Here is a 16882-nt window from a genome sequence, read left to right on the forward strand (position 1 = left end):
CAGGCGCCTTTGCCTGTTCGTTTGGTGGTTAACCCGGCCTCTATGCCTGATCCACCCATAGTGCCCTGGCCTTGTTGGCTGATCGATCTTCGTTGACCGACGGGGCTGCCCACTCGACTACGTTCGCGGTGGACCTGACTGGAGATAATGCAGCGTTTGTGCCAGCCAGCGCCTAAACCAAAAAACCCTTGTAAAGCCCGACTCCAGATACGGATATACCGGCTGCTCAATGCGATGCGATTCGTCACCCGGCGCATCCCCATGGTGCAAACCGGGCATTTGCGGCTTTATATAAGTGCAGAAATTTTTCTGCAGCGACGTTCAGACATGGATCCAGATCAATAAAAAAGCCAGGCAAGTCGACTACCCTCGCGATTTCGCGACCGACGCCCACTCATGCCAAACCTTGCTGCTTCGACCTCCTTAGCTCCCAGCCCCGCTCCCGAACTGCTGGCCCCGGCCGGCACCTTGAAAAACATGCGCTATGCCTTCGCCTACGGCGCCGATGCGGTGTACGCGGGTCAGCCGCGCTACAGCCTGCGAGTGCGCAATAACGAATTCGACCATGCCACGTTGGCGATCGGCATCCAGGAAGCGCACACGCAGGGCAAACGTTTTTACGTCGTAGTGAACATCGCGCCACACAACGCCAAACTGAAGACCTTCCTCAAAGATCTGGAGCCGGTGATCGCCATGGGGCCCGACGCGTTGATCATGTCCGACCCCGGCCTGATCATGCTGGTGCGCCGTCATTTCCCACAGATGCCGATTCACTTGTCGGTACAGGCCAATACCGTGAACTGGGCCAGCGTCGAATTCTGGCAACTTCAGGGCGTGAGCCGAATCATCCTGTCCCGTGAGCTGTCGCTTGAAGAGATCGACGAAATACGCCAGCGAGTGCCCGCCATGGAGCTGGAAGTTTTTGTCCACGGCGCACTGTGCATGGCCTACTCCGGCCGCTGCCTGTTGTCGGGCTACATCAACAAACGCGACGCCAATCAGGGCAGTTGCACCAATGCCTGCCGCTGGAAATATTCAGCTCGGGAAGCGACGGAAAATCAACTTGGCGACATCGTGCAGACCTTTCAGCCGGAACCGACGCTAGGCCAAGGCACGCCGACTGATCAGGTGTTTCTGCTGCAGGAAGCCAACCGCCCGGACGAACTGATGCCCGCCTTCGAAGACGAGCACGGCACCTACATCATGAACTCCAAGGACCTGCGCGCCGTACAGCATGTCGAGCGTCTGACGCACATGGGCGTGCACTCACTGAAAATCGAAGGCCGAACCAAATCCCACTTCTATTGCGCACGCACCACGCAGGTCTACCGCCGCGCCATTGACGACGCGGTAGCCGGTCGTGAATTCGACCGCAGCCTGATGGGCGATCTGGAATCTCTGGCCCAGCGCGGCTACACCGAAGGCTTCCTGCGCAGGCATGTGCATGATGAATATCAGAACTACCAGCACGGCAACTCGATTTCGGAGAAGCAGCAATTCGTCGGCGAACTGACCGGCGAACGACGTAACGGGCTGGCTGAAGTCCGGGTCAAAAACCGCTTCAATCTGGACGATAACCTTGAACTAATGACGCCCAGAGGCAACATCCACTTCGATCTGGAGTACTTGCAGAACGTAGAAGGCGAAGCCATCGGTGTTGCACCGGGGGATGGCCATACGGTTTACATACCGATGCCTGAAGGAGTGGATTTGAGGTTTGGGTTGTTGATGCGGGATGTGCGAGAGGGGTGAGGCCTACTGATGATGTCCTCTGCCCTTTAAAAAGAATCATGTAAGGCTCACGAGGCAAAAAATGTTAACTATATGGCTCTTTTTATAGAAATGTAATCTATATGGCTCTTTAACCTTGACGAGAGCCATATAGATTACATACTGCGTATCTCACACCGAGACAGCGCTATGAAAACCACACTGCTTGATCAAATCCGCCAACGTCGACTTGCTCTTGGATTAAAAATTCAGGAGATGCCGTTACTTGCAGGTCTCACAAGACAGCAGTACGGCAAAATCGAAGCAGGCGGTAACCCACGACTCAACACACTCGATCAGATTGCTGAAGGATTAGAGTCAGCGTTGGTTCTTGTGCCCAAATCGAGGCTTGCTGCCGTTCAACGGCTTCTTGCCAACGAAGACCAGCCTGCCCTCAATCAACGTTACCCTGAAACTACAGGGCAAACTCAGACAGTGACCGAAGAAGCTGAAAACCCGTGGGGAGACCTCTAATGGTCAAAGAAACGGTTTCAGCTTTACGACTGACCCTTCAGGGTGAAAACGTCGGTTACGTTGCAGGCTACTCCAATGGCAAGAACGTATTTACGCTAGCGCCCGAGTACGTCCACAACGAGAGCCGGCAGCCATTAACACTGTCCCACAGCAACCCCGTATCTCTGGCCCGTCAACTGGCGACAAGCCATCCGTACATCAGCAGCCATAAATTGCACGCAGTGCTCAGCAACCTGCTTCCCGAAGGCGCATTACGGGATTTCCTGTCGCAGGCGATGAAGGTTCATCGGGACAATGAATTCCCGCTGCTCGGCTGGCTGGGCCGAGACCTCCCAGGAGCTCTGATTGCTCACCCGCTGGATGCCTCGGAAATCCCGCAAATGGCTCTCCGGCACCACGGAAAAATCCAGCCTACCGTTATCGATATTCCTGACAGCCGAGCGCATTTTTCCCTGGCCGGTGTGCAAATGAAATTTTCCATGCGAGACCAGGATGGGCGCTACATAACCGGTGCCCCCGACGCTCCGGGAGACTGGATTATTAAAACGCCGTCGACCGTGCATCCTTTTGTGCCGCTCAATGAATACACAGCAATGACACTCGCCGCCCTTGCTGGCGTCGACATCCCCGAGATAAAGCTGATCCCGATGAGCAACATCGAGGCGCTCCCCAACATAAATCTGCCGAACGAGCAGTACGCCTTCGGAATACGTCGATACGATCGATTGCCAGACAACCAGCGCGTCCATTCAGAAGACTTTGCGCAGATTTTCTTTGCCTACGCCCACGACAAATATCGCGCTGCCAGTTATGACCAGATAGGGAAGCTGATTTATCAAAACTCGCGTCAAGGCCAGCGAGACGCCGCGCAGATGGCGGTTCGACTACTGATCAACATCTTGCTGGCGAACGGCGACGCGCATCTCAAGAACTGGAGCATGATTTATCCAGATGGCCGCAACGCCGAGCTCTCACCTGCTTACGACATCGTGGTAACCAAGGCCTACATCCCAGACGAGAGCCAATTTGCTCTGAATATGGGCAGGAGCAAAAACTGGTACGAGGTCTCCATGGAGGACTTCAGGAAGTGGGCGGAATATGGGGATATTCCGTGGCGTCCGGTGCTCTACAACCTCAGAGCGGCGCTGGAGAAAGCACGCACCTTCTGGCCACCTGCGCTGGATGGGAGTCAGATGGCGGAAGATCAGAAGAAGGTTTTGCGTGAACATTGGAAGCAGCTTCATGCTGATTTCCGGATTGGGTGACTTGCAGCGGATCTTTGCCCTGCTACTGACACCACGCTGTCGCACAGCGAACATGTGGCCTGTAGGCGCTGCCGAAGGCTGCGATGGCGGTGTCTGAGGATAAACGTTTCGCAGCCTTCGGCAGCGCCTACAGAAATGCACTTCCCATAAGCGTAAAGCCAGAGATCAAAAAACGCACAAACAAAAACGCCGCTCTATTGAGCGGCGTTTTCGTTAAATATGGAGCGGGAAACGAGACTCGAACTCGCGACCCCGACCTTGGCAAGGTCGTGCTCTACCAACTGAGCTATTCCCGCAATGGCGTCCCCTAGGGGACTCGAACCCCTGTTACCGCCGTGAAAGGGCGGTGTCCTAGGCCACTAGACGAAGGGGACACACTAACTGAAACACATGGTGTGTATTTCAGTGCCCAAATCCAGGTCCGAAGACCGGGTTCTGGTTTCACTCAGCCTCGCCCTAAAGCAAGACTGCATAAACTGGAGCGGGAAACGAGACTCGAACTCGCGACCCCGACCTTGGCAAGGTCGTGCTCTACCAACTGAGCTATTCCCGCAATATGGCGTCCCCTAGGGGACTCGAACCCCTGTTACCGCCGTGAAAGGGCGGTGTCCTAGGCCACTAGACGAAGGGGACACACGTACAACTTCACTGCTTAACTTGCGCTTGGCTAGGTGCTTTACGCTGTAAGTGGCGCGCATTCTATGGATGGATTGAGGGGTCGTCAACCCCAATGTGAAAATTTATCTAAATCAATGACTTCGCCTGCTTTAACCGACCGCTTGGCGCCGTATGCTTCAGCTATTTATGGATTGGCCGACAAACTACAAGCAGTGCATCTATGCGCAATAGTGCTTAGCCACTACACTCACTTCAATTTTTCGACTACAGCTATATAGAGGTTCGCGCGGTGACTCCACTGATGATTACCCTGATGGTAGTAGCCGGCATTGCGCTCCTGATCGCGATCGGCTATCTCAACCATGTGGCAGAAAACTCCAAGCTGGATAAAGCGCGAACGAAGATCGAGCTCAGCGACCGCCTGCGCCGCTGCACTGAAATTTCCGAGACGTTCCCGGGCCAGCTGGTTACCCCTGCTTTAAAGCTGTTGATGACCCGTCTTGAGCTCAATGTCACGCAACGCATGCTGGCCTTGGACAAGACCAACGCACAGCTGAAAACCCGCGTCGATGAACTGAACACCCTGGTTGCGCAAGGCGATGCCATTGCGGTGAGCAACCCGGCGAGCCCGATCCTGACTGAAGCCAAGGCCAAAGACGTACGCTTTCTGTTAGAAGCGCTGCATGGCCAGGTCACTCGCGCCGCTCACGACGGTTTCCTGCAGACCAGCGAAGCCAAGCACTGGATTCGCGAGATCCGCAACATTCTGGTGATGCTGCATATCGAGTTCTTCAACAACCTGGGCCAGGCTGCACTGCAACAGGATCAGCCAGGTCAGGCGCGTCTGGCGTTCGAGCGTGGCGTGCAGTACCTGAAAAACCAGCCCGACCCTGTGACCTATCAGGCCGCTTTGCTGGCGATGGAAAAACAGCTGGCCCGTGCCAACTCCATGGTACTGACCAACATCGCACCGACCGAAGACGACGACAACGCCCTGACCGAAGGCCTGAAGGCTGACGACACCGAATCGGAATGGAAGAAAAAGGTCATCTACGACTGATAGACGACGGATTGGCGCATACGCCCGGGGCGTGTGCGCCAATGAGGTTTCAGCAATCAGTTGCTTTCAGAAAGATAGCTGCCAACTGCTCTATGCCCGCCTGATCCAGCTCCGAAAAACGTCCAACGCTCGGACTGTCCAGATCCAACACCCCAATCAAGCGCCCTTCCTTCACCAACGGCACAACCAGTTCGCTGTTCGATGCGCTGTCGCAGGCGATATGGCCCGGGAACTCATGCACATCTTCTACACGCTGGGTTTGCCGACTCTGCGCAGCGGCGCCGCACACACCACGGCCAAAAGGGATACGGACACAGGCAATCTGCCCCTGAAACGGCCCCAGCACCAGTTCTTCATTACGATTCAGGTAAAAGCCCGCCCAGTTCAGGTCATCGATCTGGCTGTACAAAAAGGCCGAGAACTGCGCGGCGTTCGCGATGAAGTCTTTCTCGTCCGCCAGCAGGGACTCCAGTTGAGCGGCCAGCAAGCTATAGCCATCCAGCCCCGCGCCAGCACTTTGCAAATCAATCATGGTTGTTGCTCCAACAATTTCAAACCTACCCAGTAACGTGCGAATTGATAGGCACACCGGCCATTGCGGTTGCCCCGTCCGGTCGCCCAGCGGATCGCGTGCTTGTCCAGTTCCTCATCGCGCTGCCAGGCAAGACCGGCAGCCAGAGCGAGTTGCGTGATCCAGTGCTCAACCACATTCAGGTAATGCTCCTGAGTGAAGGGATAGAACGACAGCCACAGACCAAAACGATCCGACAGGGCAATTTTGTCTTCTACCGCTTCGCTTGGGTGCAACTCGCCATCAACCTGTTGCCAGTTGAGATTGTCGCTCTCCTTTTCCGGTACCAGATGACGCCGGTTGGAGGTGGCGTAGAGCAATACGTTGTCCGGTGCCTGCTCCAGAGAACCATCAAGCACACTCTTCAGAACCCGGTAGTCGCTCTCCCCTGCCTCAAAAGACAGGTCGTCGCAAAACAATACGAAGCGCTGCGGCAGCTTTTGCAGTTGCTCGACGACACGTGGCAAATCACCCAAATGGTCGCGTTCGATTTCAATCAGCCGCAAGCCCGCCTGGGCATACTCGGCGAGCAGCGCGCGAATCAGCGAAGATTTACCCGTCCCGCGCGAACCCCAGAGCAACGCATGGTTAGCGGGCAAGCCATCAATGAACTGACGCGTATTGCGCCCTAACTGCTCACGCTGAAGATCCACCCCAATCAAATCAGACAAGCGCATGTCGAGGCTGACCTCAAGCGGCAACAGATAACCGCTACGGCCTTCACGAACCCAGCGTGCCGCCATGGCGTGTGACCAGTCGACCGCTTCGCGGGGCGCAGGTAGCAGGGGCTCCAGTCGCGCCAACACGGCGTCGGCGCGTTCGAGAAAAGCATTCAAACGAGAATCCACAATGGCTCCTTGATTAATACGCGGTAAACACGGTGGAACAGGCTTGAGCCGTTACACATATGAATAAAAATGTGCCGACGCCCTCCCGGCTAAAGCCGGCCCACCTTCATTTCAATCCAGTTAACTATAAGTTGCTTGATGAGAGCCAGCGCCGATCGGCTATGCTTGCCCCCGCGAAGGAAACGAGAAGTGGCAAAACCCTTATGGATATAGCGTTTACTAACCGGCTCTCGTATAAACAGGCTCGCCTGACAGTGCTGCTCGGCTTCATTCTGGGAACGCTGCTAAGCGTGTTTCAAATTGCCATCGATTATGCCAGCGAAGATGCTTCCATCGATCGTGAAATTCGCTCTCTGCTGGAAATCAGCCACAACACCGCTTCGCGTATTGCCTACAACATCGACGCCGAACTGGCTCAGGAACTGACGCTGGGTCTGCTGCAATCACCTGCGGTAGTCGGTGCCAGACTGACCGATAACAACAATGTGGTGCTTTCCAGTGTCGAGCGCCCGTTCTCGCAGAGTCGCTACCGGATCGTCAGTGACTTCCTCTTCGGTGAGAGCCGCCAGTTCGAAGCCCCCCTGAATCTGGCGCATTTACCCAATGAATCGATTGGCACGCTGCGCCTGAACGTCGACACCTTTGCTTTTGGCAACCATTTCCTGCAGCGCTCGGGCATCACGCTGCTCAATGGTTTCATGCGCAGCCTGATTCTGGCGGGCGTGCTGACTTTGCTGTTCTATATGACGCTGACCAAACCCTTGGTGGGCGTGATACGCGCCCTGGCTAAACGTGATTCAAGCAACCCGACACCGACCCCGCTGCAATGCCCGCCGAAACACGAAAACGATGAAATTGGCGTGCTGGTAGATGTCGCTAACCGCCAGTTCGCCAGCATCGCCTCGGAGCTGGCGCGAAGAGTAGAAGCCGAAGACCGTTTAACGGCGCATCGCAATGAACTGGAAGACATCGTCTCTGCCCGCACCACTGAGCTGAAGGCCAGCAACGCGCGGCTTAGCAAGTCCAATGAAGAGCTGAAGATAGCGCGCAGTACCGCACTGGAGATGGCTCAGGCCCGCACGGCGTTCCTGGCCAACATGAGCCATGAAATCCGCACGCCGCTCAACGGCCTGCTGGGCATGCTCGCTCTGGCCCTGGACAGTTCGCTTAATGCCGAGCAGCGCCAGCAACTGTCGATCGCCCATGACTCCGGCAAGGTATTGGTCGAACTGCTCAACGACATCCTCGACATGTCCAAATTCAACGCAGGCCAATTGCAGATGGAGCGCATCCCCTTCGATCTGGGCGTACTGGTCGAAGACACGGCAAACCTGCTATCCCAGAATGCCGCACCCGGCGTCGAGCTGACGTGTTTCATCGATACGCAATTCCCGTCGCTGGTTCTGGGTGACCCCACGCGAGTCCGGCAGATCGTCAGCAATCTGCTCTCCAACGCGCTGAAGTTCACCCGTTTTGGCCGGGTAGATGTGCGATTAAGTAATGACCTGGACCCCGAAACCCAGGAAAACAGCGTTCGCATTGAAATCAGTGACACCGGCATCGGTATCGCCCAGGAAGCACAGGCAAGAATTTTCCAACCCTTTACCCAGGCTGAAGCAGCGATTACCCGACAGTTCGGGGGAACAGGGCTGGGCCTGGCCTTGACTCACAACTTGTGTGAGGCAATGTCCGGTCGCTTGAGCATTCAGTCGCAGTCCGGCTTCGGCAGCCAGTTCTGCGCCGACCTGCCCTTGCCCATCCATCATGCTGCCGTCGTCCCGCCACCGCTCAAGGGGCACGTCGTGGTAGTCAGCAAGGCAAGCAGCGGCCTGCTGGAACTGCTGGGCAACCTGCTTCCTGAATGGGGCATCGACTTTCGGCGCTGGAACATGGACGAGCAGATGCTGGACATGAGTGCCGAGACCCGCCCCGACCTGGTGATCACGGATTGCCCGGAATGTCTGTTCGGCATGCGCCCGGCGATTGATGTCCCTATCCTTCTGGTCACCGCTTACGGCAATTTCATGCCCAGCGATCAGGTGGGCGCCCTGGCGCCCTTGCAGCAGCATGCCCGACCATTGGCGCGCAATGTGCTCTATCAAAGCCTGACCAGGGCCCTGCAACCGGACCACGTGCCAGACCTCAATACAGAGGCGACTGACAGCAGAGGTTTGCGCCCGGCTAGAATTCTTCTGGTGGAAGACAACCCGGTGAATCAACTCGTGGCCAAAGGCATGTTAAGCAAACTGGGCTGCGAGGTAACGGTCAGCAGCCACGGAGGCGAAGCACTGGACCAACTGGAGCACAACACCTTTGACCTGATCCTGATGGACTGCAACATGCCCGTCATGGATGGCTACGAAGCCAGCCGCCAGATCCGCCACAGCGGACGCTGGCCACAACTGCCTATCATCGCACTGACCGCCAACGCCATGCCCGAAGAGCGCGAACGCTGCCGGGCTGCTGGCATGAGTGACTATCTGGCCAAACCGTTTCGCCGCGCCGAGTTGATCAGCCTGCTGGACCAATGGCTGCCTGCAGACTGATTACTTGAGCAGCGCTTCAATTTCGCGGGAGAGGTCCTCCGGCTTGGTCAGCGGTGCGAAACGCTTGACCAACTGACCATCCTTGCCAATCAGGAATTTGGTGAAATTCCATTTGATGCGCTCTGAGCCCAGCAGCCCAGGTGCCTGCTTTTTCAATTGAACGAACAACGGATGTGCGTCGCTGCCATTAACATCGATTTTCTTGAACAGCGGGAAACTCACCCCGAAATTCATCTCGCAGAACTCGGAGATTGCCCCCTCATTACCGGGTTCCTGCTTACCGAACTGGTTGCAGGGGAAGCCCAATACGACCAGCCCCTGATCCTTGTAATCCTGCCAAAGCTTCTCAAGCCCTTTGTACTGCGGCGTGAAACCACACTTGCTGGCCGTGTTGACCACCAGCACAGCCTTGCCGGAGAAATCCGCCAGGGTTTTCGATTCGCCCTTGATGGTCGTTACCGGAATGCTCAGCAGATTGGCGCTCATGACAGTGATCCTTGTTGAAAGCGGGTCATGAAATTAGCGCGCCAGTGCCTGGCGCGCATCTCAATTTCCGGGAGTGATGGAGGCTTATAAGTGGCTCGGGGCTGTGACACTGCTTATGCGGCCGTGATTTGAAATGCAAACCAATGTGGGAGCTGAGCTTGCTCGCGATAAGGCTGGACGCGATCTAAAGTGAATCGCGTCCAGCCTTATCGCGAGCAAGCTCGGCTCCCACAAGTCAAGCATGCAGGGTGACCCATCCTTTTAAGCGTCGCGAGGCACCAGATCCAGGCACACCGAGTTGATGCAGTAACGCAGGCCGGTGGGCGGCGGACCGTCAGGGAATACATGTCCCAGGTGCGCATCGCATTTGGCGCAAACCACTTCGGTGCGAATCATCCCGTGGCTGACATCTCGTACCTCAACCACCGCGCTGCCCTCAAGAGGCGCATAGAAGCTTGGCCAGCCGCAGCCGGAATCAAACTTGGTGGTGGAATCAAACAGCGGCTCATTGCAACAGATGCAATGGTAGACGCCATCCGTTTTGGTGCTGTTGTATTTACCGGAGAACGGACGCTCGGTACCCTTGAGGCGGCAAACGTTGTACTGCTCCGGGTCAAGCATGGCCCGCCATTCCTCCAGCGTTTTGTCCAACTTTTCCACAGGTACACCTCCGCAGTCGAAAAAGCCTGATCTGTATCTTCTCCACAGATCAGGTGGCACGTATCATTGCGCCTCGTTAGGCGCCAGTCTGTCACTCACGTTTCGTCCATACAAACTCATTTTACGGCGTCATACCCGGCGAACCAGGTTTACAACTCGCTACGGCTCGTCCATTTTCGGGATCAATCACCATGCAGTTCAGCAAATCGAACAAGCTCGCCAACGTCTGCTACGACATTCGCGGCCCAGTGCTCAAGCACGCCAAACGCCTGGAAGAGGAAGGTCATCGTATCCTCAAGCTGAACATCGGCAACCCTGCGCCATTTGGTTTCGAAGCGCCGGACGAAATCCTGCAGGACGTGATTCGCAATTTGCCGACAGCCCAGGGCTACAGCGACTCAAAAGGCCTGTTCAGCGCACGTAAGGCCGTCATGCAGTATTACCAGCAGAAGCAGGTCGAAGGTGTCGGCATCGAAGACATCTATCTGGGCAACGGCGTATCCGAGCTGATCGTGATGTCGATGCAGGCCCTGCTCAATAATGGCGACGAAGTGCTGATCCCGGCCCCGGACTATCCGCTGTGGACCGCTGCCGTCAGCCTTGCTGGCGGCAACCCGGTGCACTACCTGTGCGACGAGCAGGCCAACTGGTGGCCGGATCTGGCCGACATCAAGGCCAAGATCACCCCGAACACCAAAGCCATGGTGATCATCAATCCGAACAACCCGACCGGCGCCGTGTACTCCAAAGAAGTACTGGAAGGCATGCTGGAACTGGCGCGTCAGCACAATCTCGTGGTCTTTTCCGACGAGATCTACGACAAGATCCTGTACGACGACGCCGTGCACATCTGCACCGCCTCTCTGGCGCCTGACGTGCTTTGCCTGACGTTCAACGGCCTGTCCAAATCCTATCGTGTTGCGGGTTTCCGCTCCGGCTGGGTGGCCATCTCGGGTCCCAAGCACAACGCGCAGAGCTACATCGAAGGCATCGACATCCTGGCCAACATGCGCCTGTGTGCCAACGTGCCGAGCCAGCATGCCATTCAAACTGCACTGGGCGGCTACCAGAGCATCAACGATCTGGTGCTGCCAGCCGGCCGCTTGCTGGAGCAGCGTAACCGCACCTGGGAACTGCTTAACGATATCCCCGGCGTCAGCTGCGTGAAGCCGATGGGCGCGCTGTATGCGTTCCCACGCATAGACCCCAAGATCTGCCCGATTCACAACGACGAGAAGTTCGCCCTCGACCTGTTGCTGTCGGAAAAGCTGCTGATCGTTCAAGGCACCGCCTTCAACTGGCCATGGCCAGACCACTTCCGAGTGGTCACCCTGCCGCGCCTTGACGACCTGGATCAGGCCATCGGGCGCATCGGCAACTTCCTCAAGACATACCGCCAGTAACATTGAAAGATTTACGCTGAGGCGTCGATTTCCCAAACGACGCCCGGCGCAATTCTTCCCGTCTCTCTGCGGTCATAGCGATACCCGGACAAAGGGATCGCTTTTGGTCAGCAGCGCTTGTGCCGTGACACAAAAAAATCAAACCGCGCGAAACCCGACAGAGGCCAGCCGCTCTGGGGCGGGACCTGTTTGCCCAAAGCGAATGGTACTGGTTCGCACAAAACGACACAGTTTGAAATAGTCGCCGGGTTGAATAGCCGCTGACATCACCTTATATACCCCGCAACGCGTTACATATTCGTCAAGAGGAGAACATCCAAACCATGATGCGCATTTTGCTGTTTTTGGCCACTAACCTGGCGGTCGTGCTGATTGCCAGCATCACCCTGAGCCTTTTTGGCTTCAACGGGTTCATGGCGGCCAATGGGGTTGATCTGAACCTCAATCAGCTGCTGATCTTCTGCGCTGTTTTTGGTTTCGCTGGCTCGCTGTTCTCGCTGTTCATCTCCAAGTGGATGGCGAAAATGAGCACTGGCACCCAGATCATCACCCAACCGCGTACCCGCCATGAACAATGGCTGGTGCAAACCGTTGAGCAACTGTCCCGCGACGCTGGCATCAAGATGCCGGAAGTCGGGATCTTCCCTGCCTACGAAGCCAACGCCTTCGCTACCGGCTGGAACAAGAACGACGCACTGGTTGCCGTTAGCCAGGGCCTGCTGGAACGCTTCTCCCCCGATGAAGTGAAAGCGGTCCTTGCACACGAAATCGGCCACGTTGCCAATGGCGACATGGTGACCTTGGCGCTGGTGCAGGGCGTGGTGAACACCTTTGTGATGTTCTTCGCCCGGATCATCGGTAACTTCGTCGACAAGGTGATCTTCAAAACCGAAAACGGTCAGGGCATCGCCTATTACGTGACCACGATCTTTGCCGAACTGGTTCTAGGCTTCCTGGCCAGCGCGATCGTCATGTGGTTCTCGCGTAAACGTGAATACCGCGCAGACGAAGCCGGTGCTCGACTGGCAGGCACCAGCGCCATGATCGGCGCTCTGCAACGCCTGCGCTCCGAACAGGGCGTGCCGGTGCAGATGCCTGACAGCCTGACGGCTTTCGGCATCAACGGTGGTCTGAAGAGCGGCCTGGCCGCGCTGTTCATGAGTCACCCGGCTCTGGAAGATCGTATTGAGGCGCTGCGCCGCCGCGGTTGATCCATCCAAAAAACCGGCCTCAGTGCCGGTTTTTTTTATCTGAGTGCATAGCCTTCGACTTCTACCGTGTGGCGTGGGGCATGACGCGGTGTTGTGTCAGGCACGCCGCCCTCGCGAACAAGTTCGCTCCTACCGGTTAGCGCGGTGTCAGGTAGGAGCGAACTTGTTCGCGAGAGGGTTTCACACGGTGAGTCAATTCTGGCGCGTCGTAAAGAAGTTCGCTCCAGGTCATACCCTTCAGCGTCGAACTAACCGATAAGCCCGCTCCTCCAGACGCTCCACACCACGCTGCTCAAATTTCACGCTGCCTTTGAGGACATCACTGGTCTGCAATATGTCCAGCTTCCAGCCCTCCCCCAGCAATCGCTGCACCTCCTCGTCCGGAACAGAGAACGGTGGCCCCTCAATCTTGGCCTGATCGTAATCCAGCGTGATTAGCAGCCCTCGGCACTCAGCAGGCAACACCGAAGCAAGGTGCGCGACATATCGCTCACGCATCTCAGGCGGCAAGGCAATCAATGCCGCGCGATCGTAAAGAGCACTGCAACCAGCGACATCTTCCGCGCGCAATGCAAAGAAGTCACCGCACCACAACTCAATCCCTTTGCCGCTATAAACCCTGAAAGCATCGCGCTGACTGATGACGGGCTCCACCTGCTGCTCGCTGAAAAACTCCTGAACCGCTTTTTCCGACAGCTCGACGCCCAGCACCCGATGCCCCTGCTCGGCCAGCCAGAGCAGATCCAGGCTCTTGCCACACAGCGGCACCAAAACGCTCGTGCCCTGCCCGACAGCCAGATCAGGCCAGAACGTCTTGAGATAGGGATTGGCTTGCCGCTGGTGAAAACCAATCTGGTTCGCGGCCCAACGCTGGTGCCAAAATTCGGCCTCCATGAATACTCCTTATAATTCGATCAAAACGCCCAAAAACTTATATTAGATTTAGATCAATGATCTGACTGAATATGGTGCCACTTTAACCCTCAGGACACTCGACATGTTCCCTAGCCTGTTTATCTCTCACGGCTCGCCGATGCTTGCGCTGGAACCCGGCGAAAGCGGTCCGGCCCTGGCACGTCTTGCAGCAGAGATGCCCAGGCCCAGGGCTATTGTTATTGTTTCGGCTCACTGGGAAAGTCAGGAGTTGCTGGTCAACGCCAATCCCCAGCCAGAAACCTGGCATGACTTCGGCGGTTTCCCTGCCGCCCTGTTTGCGGTTCAGTACCCGGCTCCAAGCCTTCCAGAGCTGAGTGTTGAAGTCGTCGAGCTGCTGAATGCCGCTGGACTGCCAGCAAGAACGAACAGCCAGCGACCTTTTGATCATGGTGTATGGGTGCCACTTTCGTTGATGTACCCAAACGCTGATATCCCTGTCGTTCAGGTCTCCCTGCCCAGCCGTGAAGGTCCTGCCCTGCAAACAAGGGTTGGCCAGGCGCTGGCAAGCCTGCGTGATCAGGGGGTATTGATCATCGGCTCGGGTAGCATCACTCACAATTTGCGCGAACTGGACTGGCATGCAGGGCCGGAAAGCGTGGAGTCATGGGCCAAGGTGTTTCGTGACTGGATGATCGAGAAGCTGGCCAGCAATGACGAAGTCGCCCTGCACGACTACCGCGCGCAGGCGCCCAATGCGGTACGCAACCATCCGACTGACGAGCATTTACTGCCGCTGTATTTCGCACGAGGCGCCGGTGGTGAGTTCAGCGTGGCGCACAAGGGTTTCACGATGGGGGCTCTGGGGATGGATATTTACAGGTTTGGGTAGGCCACAGTCCTGACGCCAATCTGTAGGAGCTGCCGAAAGCTGCGAGACAATATTCCTGATGCACCGCCATCGCCCCCTTCGGCAGCTCCTACAGAAACAGGAAATCCAGACAAAAAAATCCCCGAACCAGTCGGGGATTTTTTATTCAGACGATCAACTCAAGCGTTGATCAATCTTCGCGATAGCGACGCAGCTTCAACTGCTTGCCAGCAACGCGGGTGTCCTTGAGTTTGGTCAGCAGACGCTCAAGGCCATCTTCCGGCAGTTCAACCAGGCTGAAGCTGTCGCGCACCTGGATGCGGCCGATTGCTTCGCGGGCCAGGCCGCCTTCGTTGAGGATTGCACCCAGCAGGTTCTTGGCAGCGATACCATCACGCGCACCCAGCGCGGTACGGCAACGAGCACGACCTTCGGCCAATGGAACCGGAGCACGACGCTCACGATCACCACTGCGTTCTGGACGGTCACTCGACGAACGATCGCTACGCTCACGCGGTGCGTTGTTCGGCACCAGTGGACGCTCGCGCTCGATGGCTGCCAGGGTCAGAGCCTGACCGTTGGTAGCTTTGCGCAGCAGAGCTGCGGCCAGGGCACGCGGGCTGCAACCGATGTCAGCAGTCAGACGATCGAGCAGATCACCATGAGTCGACTCGGCATCACCCACCAGCGGCGACAGGCTGTTAGTCAGTTTCTTGATGCGGGCATCCAGAACAGCCTGAGCATCCGGCAGGCGGACTTCAGCAACTTTCTGACCGGTTACACGCTCGATCACTTGCAGCATGCGGCGCTCACGCGGAGTCACCAGCAACAGCGCACGACCTTCGCGACCGGCACGGCCAGTACGGCCGATACGGTGAACGTACGACTCTGGGTCGTACGGCATGTCAACGTTGAATACGTGAGTGATGCGCGGAACGTCCAGACCACGAGCAGCAACGTCAGTTGCTACCACGATGTCCAGGCGGCCATCCTTGAGGGAGTCGATAACGCGCTCACGCTGGTTCTGTGCGATGTCGCCGTTCAGCGCAGCAGCCTTGTAGCCTTTGGCTTCAAGGGCGCTGGCCAGATCCAGAGTTGCCTGCTTGGTGCGCACGAACATGATCAGGGCGTCGAAATCTTCGACTTCCAGCAGGCTCAGAACAGCAGAAGTTTTCTGGTCAGCGTGAACCAACAGGTGAGCCTGTTCGATCGCGGTAACAGTCTGGGTCTTGGTCTGGATCTTGACGTGCTTCGGATCGCGCAGGTGGCGCTCGGCGATGGCACGGATCGACTGCGGCAGGGTAGCCGAGAACAAAACGGTCTGACGGGTTTCCGGCATAGCCTTGAAGATAACTTCCAGGTCGTCCATGAAGCCCAGTTTGAGCATTTCGTCTGCTTCGTCGAGAACCAGGTGGTTCACGGTAGCAAGAACTTTCTCGTCACGACGCAGGTGATCGCACAGGCGGCCCGGAGTGGCGACAACGATTTGTGCGCCATTGCGGATTGCTTTCAGCTGTGGGCCCATCGGCGCACCGCCGTAGACAGCCACAACAGTAACGCCTGGCATTTGCTTGGCGTAGGTCTCGAAAGCGGTGGCCACTTGCAGGGCCAGTTCGCGGGTCGGCGCCAGGATCAGTGCTTGCGGCTCGCGCTTGCTCGGGTCGATACGATGCAGGATAGGCAGTGCGAACGCGGCGGTTTTACCGGTACCGGTTTGCGCCTGACCGATCATGTCGTGGCCGGCAAGAATAATAGGGATCGATTGCTGCTGAATGGCCGAAGGCTCTTCGTAGCCAGTCGCGACGACTGCTGCAACAATATTAGGGTGAAGTTCAAGAGCGGCGAAGCCGCCGATTTCCTGGGTCATGGGTCTGCCTCTAGTGCATCCGCAAAGACCCATGCTCCAAAGCTGCGCGTGCCGTGTACGACCCTAAAGTCACCCTGGCTGCTTTGTCGGCGGGGATTTGCGAAAACGTTTGATGAATGGATCGCCTAGGATAGTCCGCAGAGCGAACAAGCAGCCGAAGCTGGCTTCGGGGAATTGCAATACCTTGACGAGGGTCCTGTTAAAGACCGGCGCGCACTATACCGGAATTACGCAAAAAAAGGAGGATTTTTTTCATCACTAATCATGGCTGATGTCCAAGACCTACAGGCTTTGCGCAAACCAGCAACAGTGTCTATTTTGCAACAGGCCCGGTATTACGGGAGAACCTGCTTAAACGG

14 protein-coding genes and 4 tRNA genes are annotated in these 16882 nt (G+C 56.7%); 8 read left to right on the top strand and 10 right to left on the bottom strand.

Features of this window, described 5'->3' with window-relative positions; all coding sequences use genetic code 11:
• Positions 1–396: 396 nt before the first annotated feature.
• The 3 genes from trhP to ACYASS_RS18745 all read left to right on the top strand — a co-directional run bounded on the left by trhP (position 397) and on the right by ACYASS_RS18745 (position 3509).
• A complete protein-coding gene (gene trhP / locus ACYASS_RS18735) occupies positions 397–1752 on the top strand; it encodes a prephenate-dependent tRNA uridine(34) hydroxylase TrhP (RefSeq protein WP_463587207.1) in 1356 nt (451 codons plus the stop codon).
• A 168-nt stretch (positions 1753–1920) separates the two neighbouring features.
• Positions 1921–2244, top strand: a complete 324-nt coding sequence (locus ACYASS_RS18740; RefSeq protein WP_463587208.1) for a helix-turn-helix transcriptional regulator — start codon at positions 1921–1923, stop codon at positions 2242–2244.
• A complete protein-coding gene (locus ACYASS_RS18745; protein ID WP_463587209.1) occupies positions 2244–3509 on the top strand; it encodes a type II toxin-antitoxin system HipA family toxin in 1266 nt (421 codons plus the stop codon). Before ACYASS_RS18740 ends, ACYASS_RS18745 begins: the two co-directional genes overlap by 1 nt.
• A 220-nt stretch (positions 3510–3729) precedes the next feature.
• On the opposite strand, the gene ACYASS_RS18750 is transcribed toward ACYASS_RS18745, so the two are convergent.
• From ACYASS_RS18750 to ACYASS_RS18765, 4 genes are all read right to left on the bottom strand, one after another.
• Positions 3730–3805, bottom strand: a tRNA-Gly gene (locus tag ACYASS_RS18750).
• A 2-nt stretch (positions 3806–3807) separates the two neighbouring features.
• Positions 3808–3883, bottom strand: a tRNA-Glu gene (locus ACYASS_RS18755).
• A 103-nt stretch (positions 3884–3986) separates the two neighbouring features.
• A tRNA-Gly gene (locus ACYASS_RS18760) sits at positions 3987–4062 on the bottom strand.
• Positions 4063–4066: 4 nt separating this feature from the next.
• Positions 4067–4142: transfer RNA gene (locus ACYASS_RS18765), tRNA-Glu, on the bottom strand.
• Between the two features lie 286 nt (positions 4143–4428).
• Between ACYASS_RS18765 and ACYASS_RS18770 the strand changes: the two genes are divergently transcribed.
• Complete coding sequence (locus tag ACYASS_RS18770; RefSeq protein ID WP_463587210.1) at positions 4429–5187, top strand: hypothetical protein; 759 nt, start codon at positions 4429–4431, stop codon at positions 5185–5187.
• Between the two features lie 49 nt (positions 5188–5236).
• Here the strand turns inward: ACYASS_RS18770 and ACYASS_RS18775 are convergent, their stop codons facing one another.
• Together ACYASS_RS18775 and ACYASS_RS18780 are read right to left on the bottom strand one after the other, a co-directional pair.
• Positions 5237–5719 (bottom strand): GAF domain-containing protein, encoded by a 483-nt coding sequence (locus ACYASS_RS18775; RefSeq protein ID WP_463587211.1) that lies wholly within the window; start codon positions 5717–5719, stop codon positions 5237–5239.
• The gene (locus ACYASS_RS18780) at positions 5716–6606 is read right to left on the bottom strand and encodes an ATP-binding protein (RefSeq protein WP_122665768.1); all 891 of its coding nucleotides are present in this window, start codon (positions 6604–6606) and stop codon (positions 5716–5718) included. The genes ACYASS_RS18775 and ACYASS_RS18780 overlap by 4 nt, the downstream gene beginning before the upstream one ends.
• A 203-nt stretch (positions 6607–6809) precedes the next feature.
• Between ACYASS_RS18780 and ACYASS_RS18785 the strand changes: the two genes are divergently transcribed.
• Positions 6810–9152 carry a hybrid sensor histidine kinase/response regulator gene (locus ACYASS_RS18785; RefSeq protein WP_463587212.1) on the top strand — a complete coding sequence of 781 codons (2343 nt, stop codon included), beginning with the start codon at positions 6810–6812 and terminating at the stop codon, positions 9150–9152.
• On the opposite strand, the gene ACYASS_RS18790 is transcribed toward ACYASS_RS18785, so the two are convergent.
• Positions 9153–9638 carry a glutathione peroxidase gene (locus tag ACYASS_RS18790; RefSeq protein ID WP_463587213.1) on the bottom strand — a complete coding sequence of 162 codons (486 nt, stop codon included), beginning with the start codon at positions 9636–9638 and terminating at the stop codon, positions 9153–9155. It abuts the gene before it with no gap.
• Between the two features lie 261 nt (positions 9639–9899).
• Positions 9900–10298: a peptide-methionine (R)-S-oxide reductase MsrB gene (gene msrB / locus ACYASS_RS18795; RefSeq protein WP_463587214.1), complete on the bottom strand. Its 399-nt coding sequence runs from the start codon at positions 10296–10298 to the stop codon at positions 9900–9902.
• Positions 10299–10489: 191 nt separating this feature from the next.
• Here msrB and ACYASS_RS18800 point away from each other — a divergent pair, with 191 nt between their 5' ends.
• The gene (locus tag ACYASS_RS18800; protein WP_122665772.1) at positions 10490–11701 is read left to right on the top strand and encodes a pyridoxal phosphate-dependent aminotransferase; all 1212 of its coding nucleotides are present in this window, start codon (positions 10490–10492) and stop codon (positions 11699–11701) included.
• A gap of 323 nt (positions 11702–12024) precedes the next feature.
• Complete coding sequence (htpX, locus tag ACYASS_RS18805; protein WP_027902444.1) at positions 12025–12912, top strand: protease HtpX; 888 nt, start codon at positions 12025–12027, stop codon at positions 12910–12912.
• A gap of 237 nt (positions 12913–13149) precedes the next feature.
• On the opposite strand, the gene ACYASS_RS18810 is transcribed toward htpX, so the two are convergent.
• Positions 13150–13806 (bottom strand): thiopurine S-methyltransferase, encoded by a 657-nt coding sequence (locus ACYASS_RS18810; RefSeq protein WP_463587215.1) that lies wholly within the window; start codon positions 13804–13806, stop codon positions 13150–13152.
• 103 nt (positions 13807–13909) lie between these two features.
• Between ACYASS_RS18810 and ACYASS_RS18815 the strand changes: the two genes are divergently transcribed.
• Positions 13910–14677 (top strand): DODA-type extradiol aromatic ring-opening family dioxygenase, encoded by a 768-nt coding sequence (locus ACYASS_RS18815; protein ID WP_463587216.1) that lies wholly within the window; start codon positions 13910–13912, stop codon positions 14675–14677.
• 169 nt (positions 14678–14846) lie between these two features.
• On the opposite strand, the gene ACYASS_RS18820 is transcribed toward ACYASS_RS18815, so the two are convergent.
• Positions 14847–16556 (bottom strand): DEAD/DEAH box helicase, encoded by a 1710-nt coding sequence (locus tag ACYASS_RS18820; protein ID WP_243246608.1) that lies wholly within the window; start codon positions 16554–16556, stop codon positions 14847–14849.
• Positions 16557–16882: the final 326 nt, after the last annotated feature.

It is taken from the genome of Pseudomonas sp. HP_14 (genome assembly GCF_055283875.1).

Coding starts and splice junctions, on each gene's coding strand:
- ACYASS_RS18790 (WP_463587213.1), bottom strand. CDS start 9,638: ATGAGCGCCAATCTGCTGAGCATTCCGGTAACGACCATCAAGGGCGAA.
- ACYASS_RS18745 (WP_463587209.1), top strand. CDS start 2,244: ATGGTCAAAGAAACGGTTTCAGCTTTACGACTGACCCTTCAGGGTGAA.
- ACYASS_RS18815 (WP_463587216.1), top strand. CDS start 13,910: ATGTTCCCTAGCCTGTTTATCTCTCACGGCTCGCCGATGCTTGCGCTG.
- htpX (WP_027902444.1), top strand. CDS start 12,025: ATGATGCGCATTTTGCTGTTTTTGGCCACTAACCTGGCGGTCGTGCTG.
- ACYASS_RS18740 (WP_463587208.1), top strand. CDS start 1,921: ATGAAAACCACACTGCTTGATCAAATCCGCCAACGTCGACTTGCTCTT.
- ACYASS_RS18810 (WP_463587215.1), bottom strand. CDS start 13,806: ATGGAGGCCGAATTTTGGCACCAGCGTTGGGCCGCGAACCAGATTGGT.
- ACYASS_RS18775 (WP_463587211.1), bottom strand. CDS start 5,719: ATGATTGATTTGCAAAGTGCTGGCGCGGGGCTGGATGGCTATAGCTTG.
- ACYASS_RS18820 (WP_243246608.1), bottom strand. CDS start 16,556: ATGGGTCTTTGCGGATGCACTAGAGGCAGACCCATGACCCAGGAAATC.
- ACYASS_RS18800 (WP_122665772.1), top strand. CDS start 10,490: ATGCAGTTCAGCAAATCGAACAAGCTCGCCAACGTCTGCTACGACATT.
- ACYASS_RS18785 (WP_463587212.1), top strand. CDS start 6,810: ATGGATATAGCGTTTACTAACCGGCTCTCGTATAAACAGGCTCGCCTG.
- trhP (WP_463587207.1), top strand. CDS start 397: ATGCCAAACCTTGCTGCTTCGACCTCCTTAGCTCCCAGCCCCGCTCCC.
- ACYASS_RS18770 (WP_463587210.1), top strand. CDS start 4,429: ATGATTACCCTGATGGTAGTAGCCGGCATTGCGCTCCTGATCGCGATC.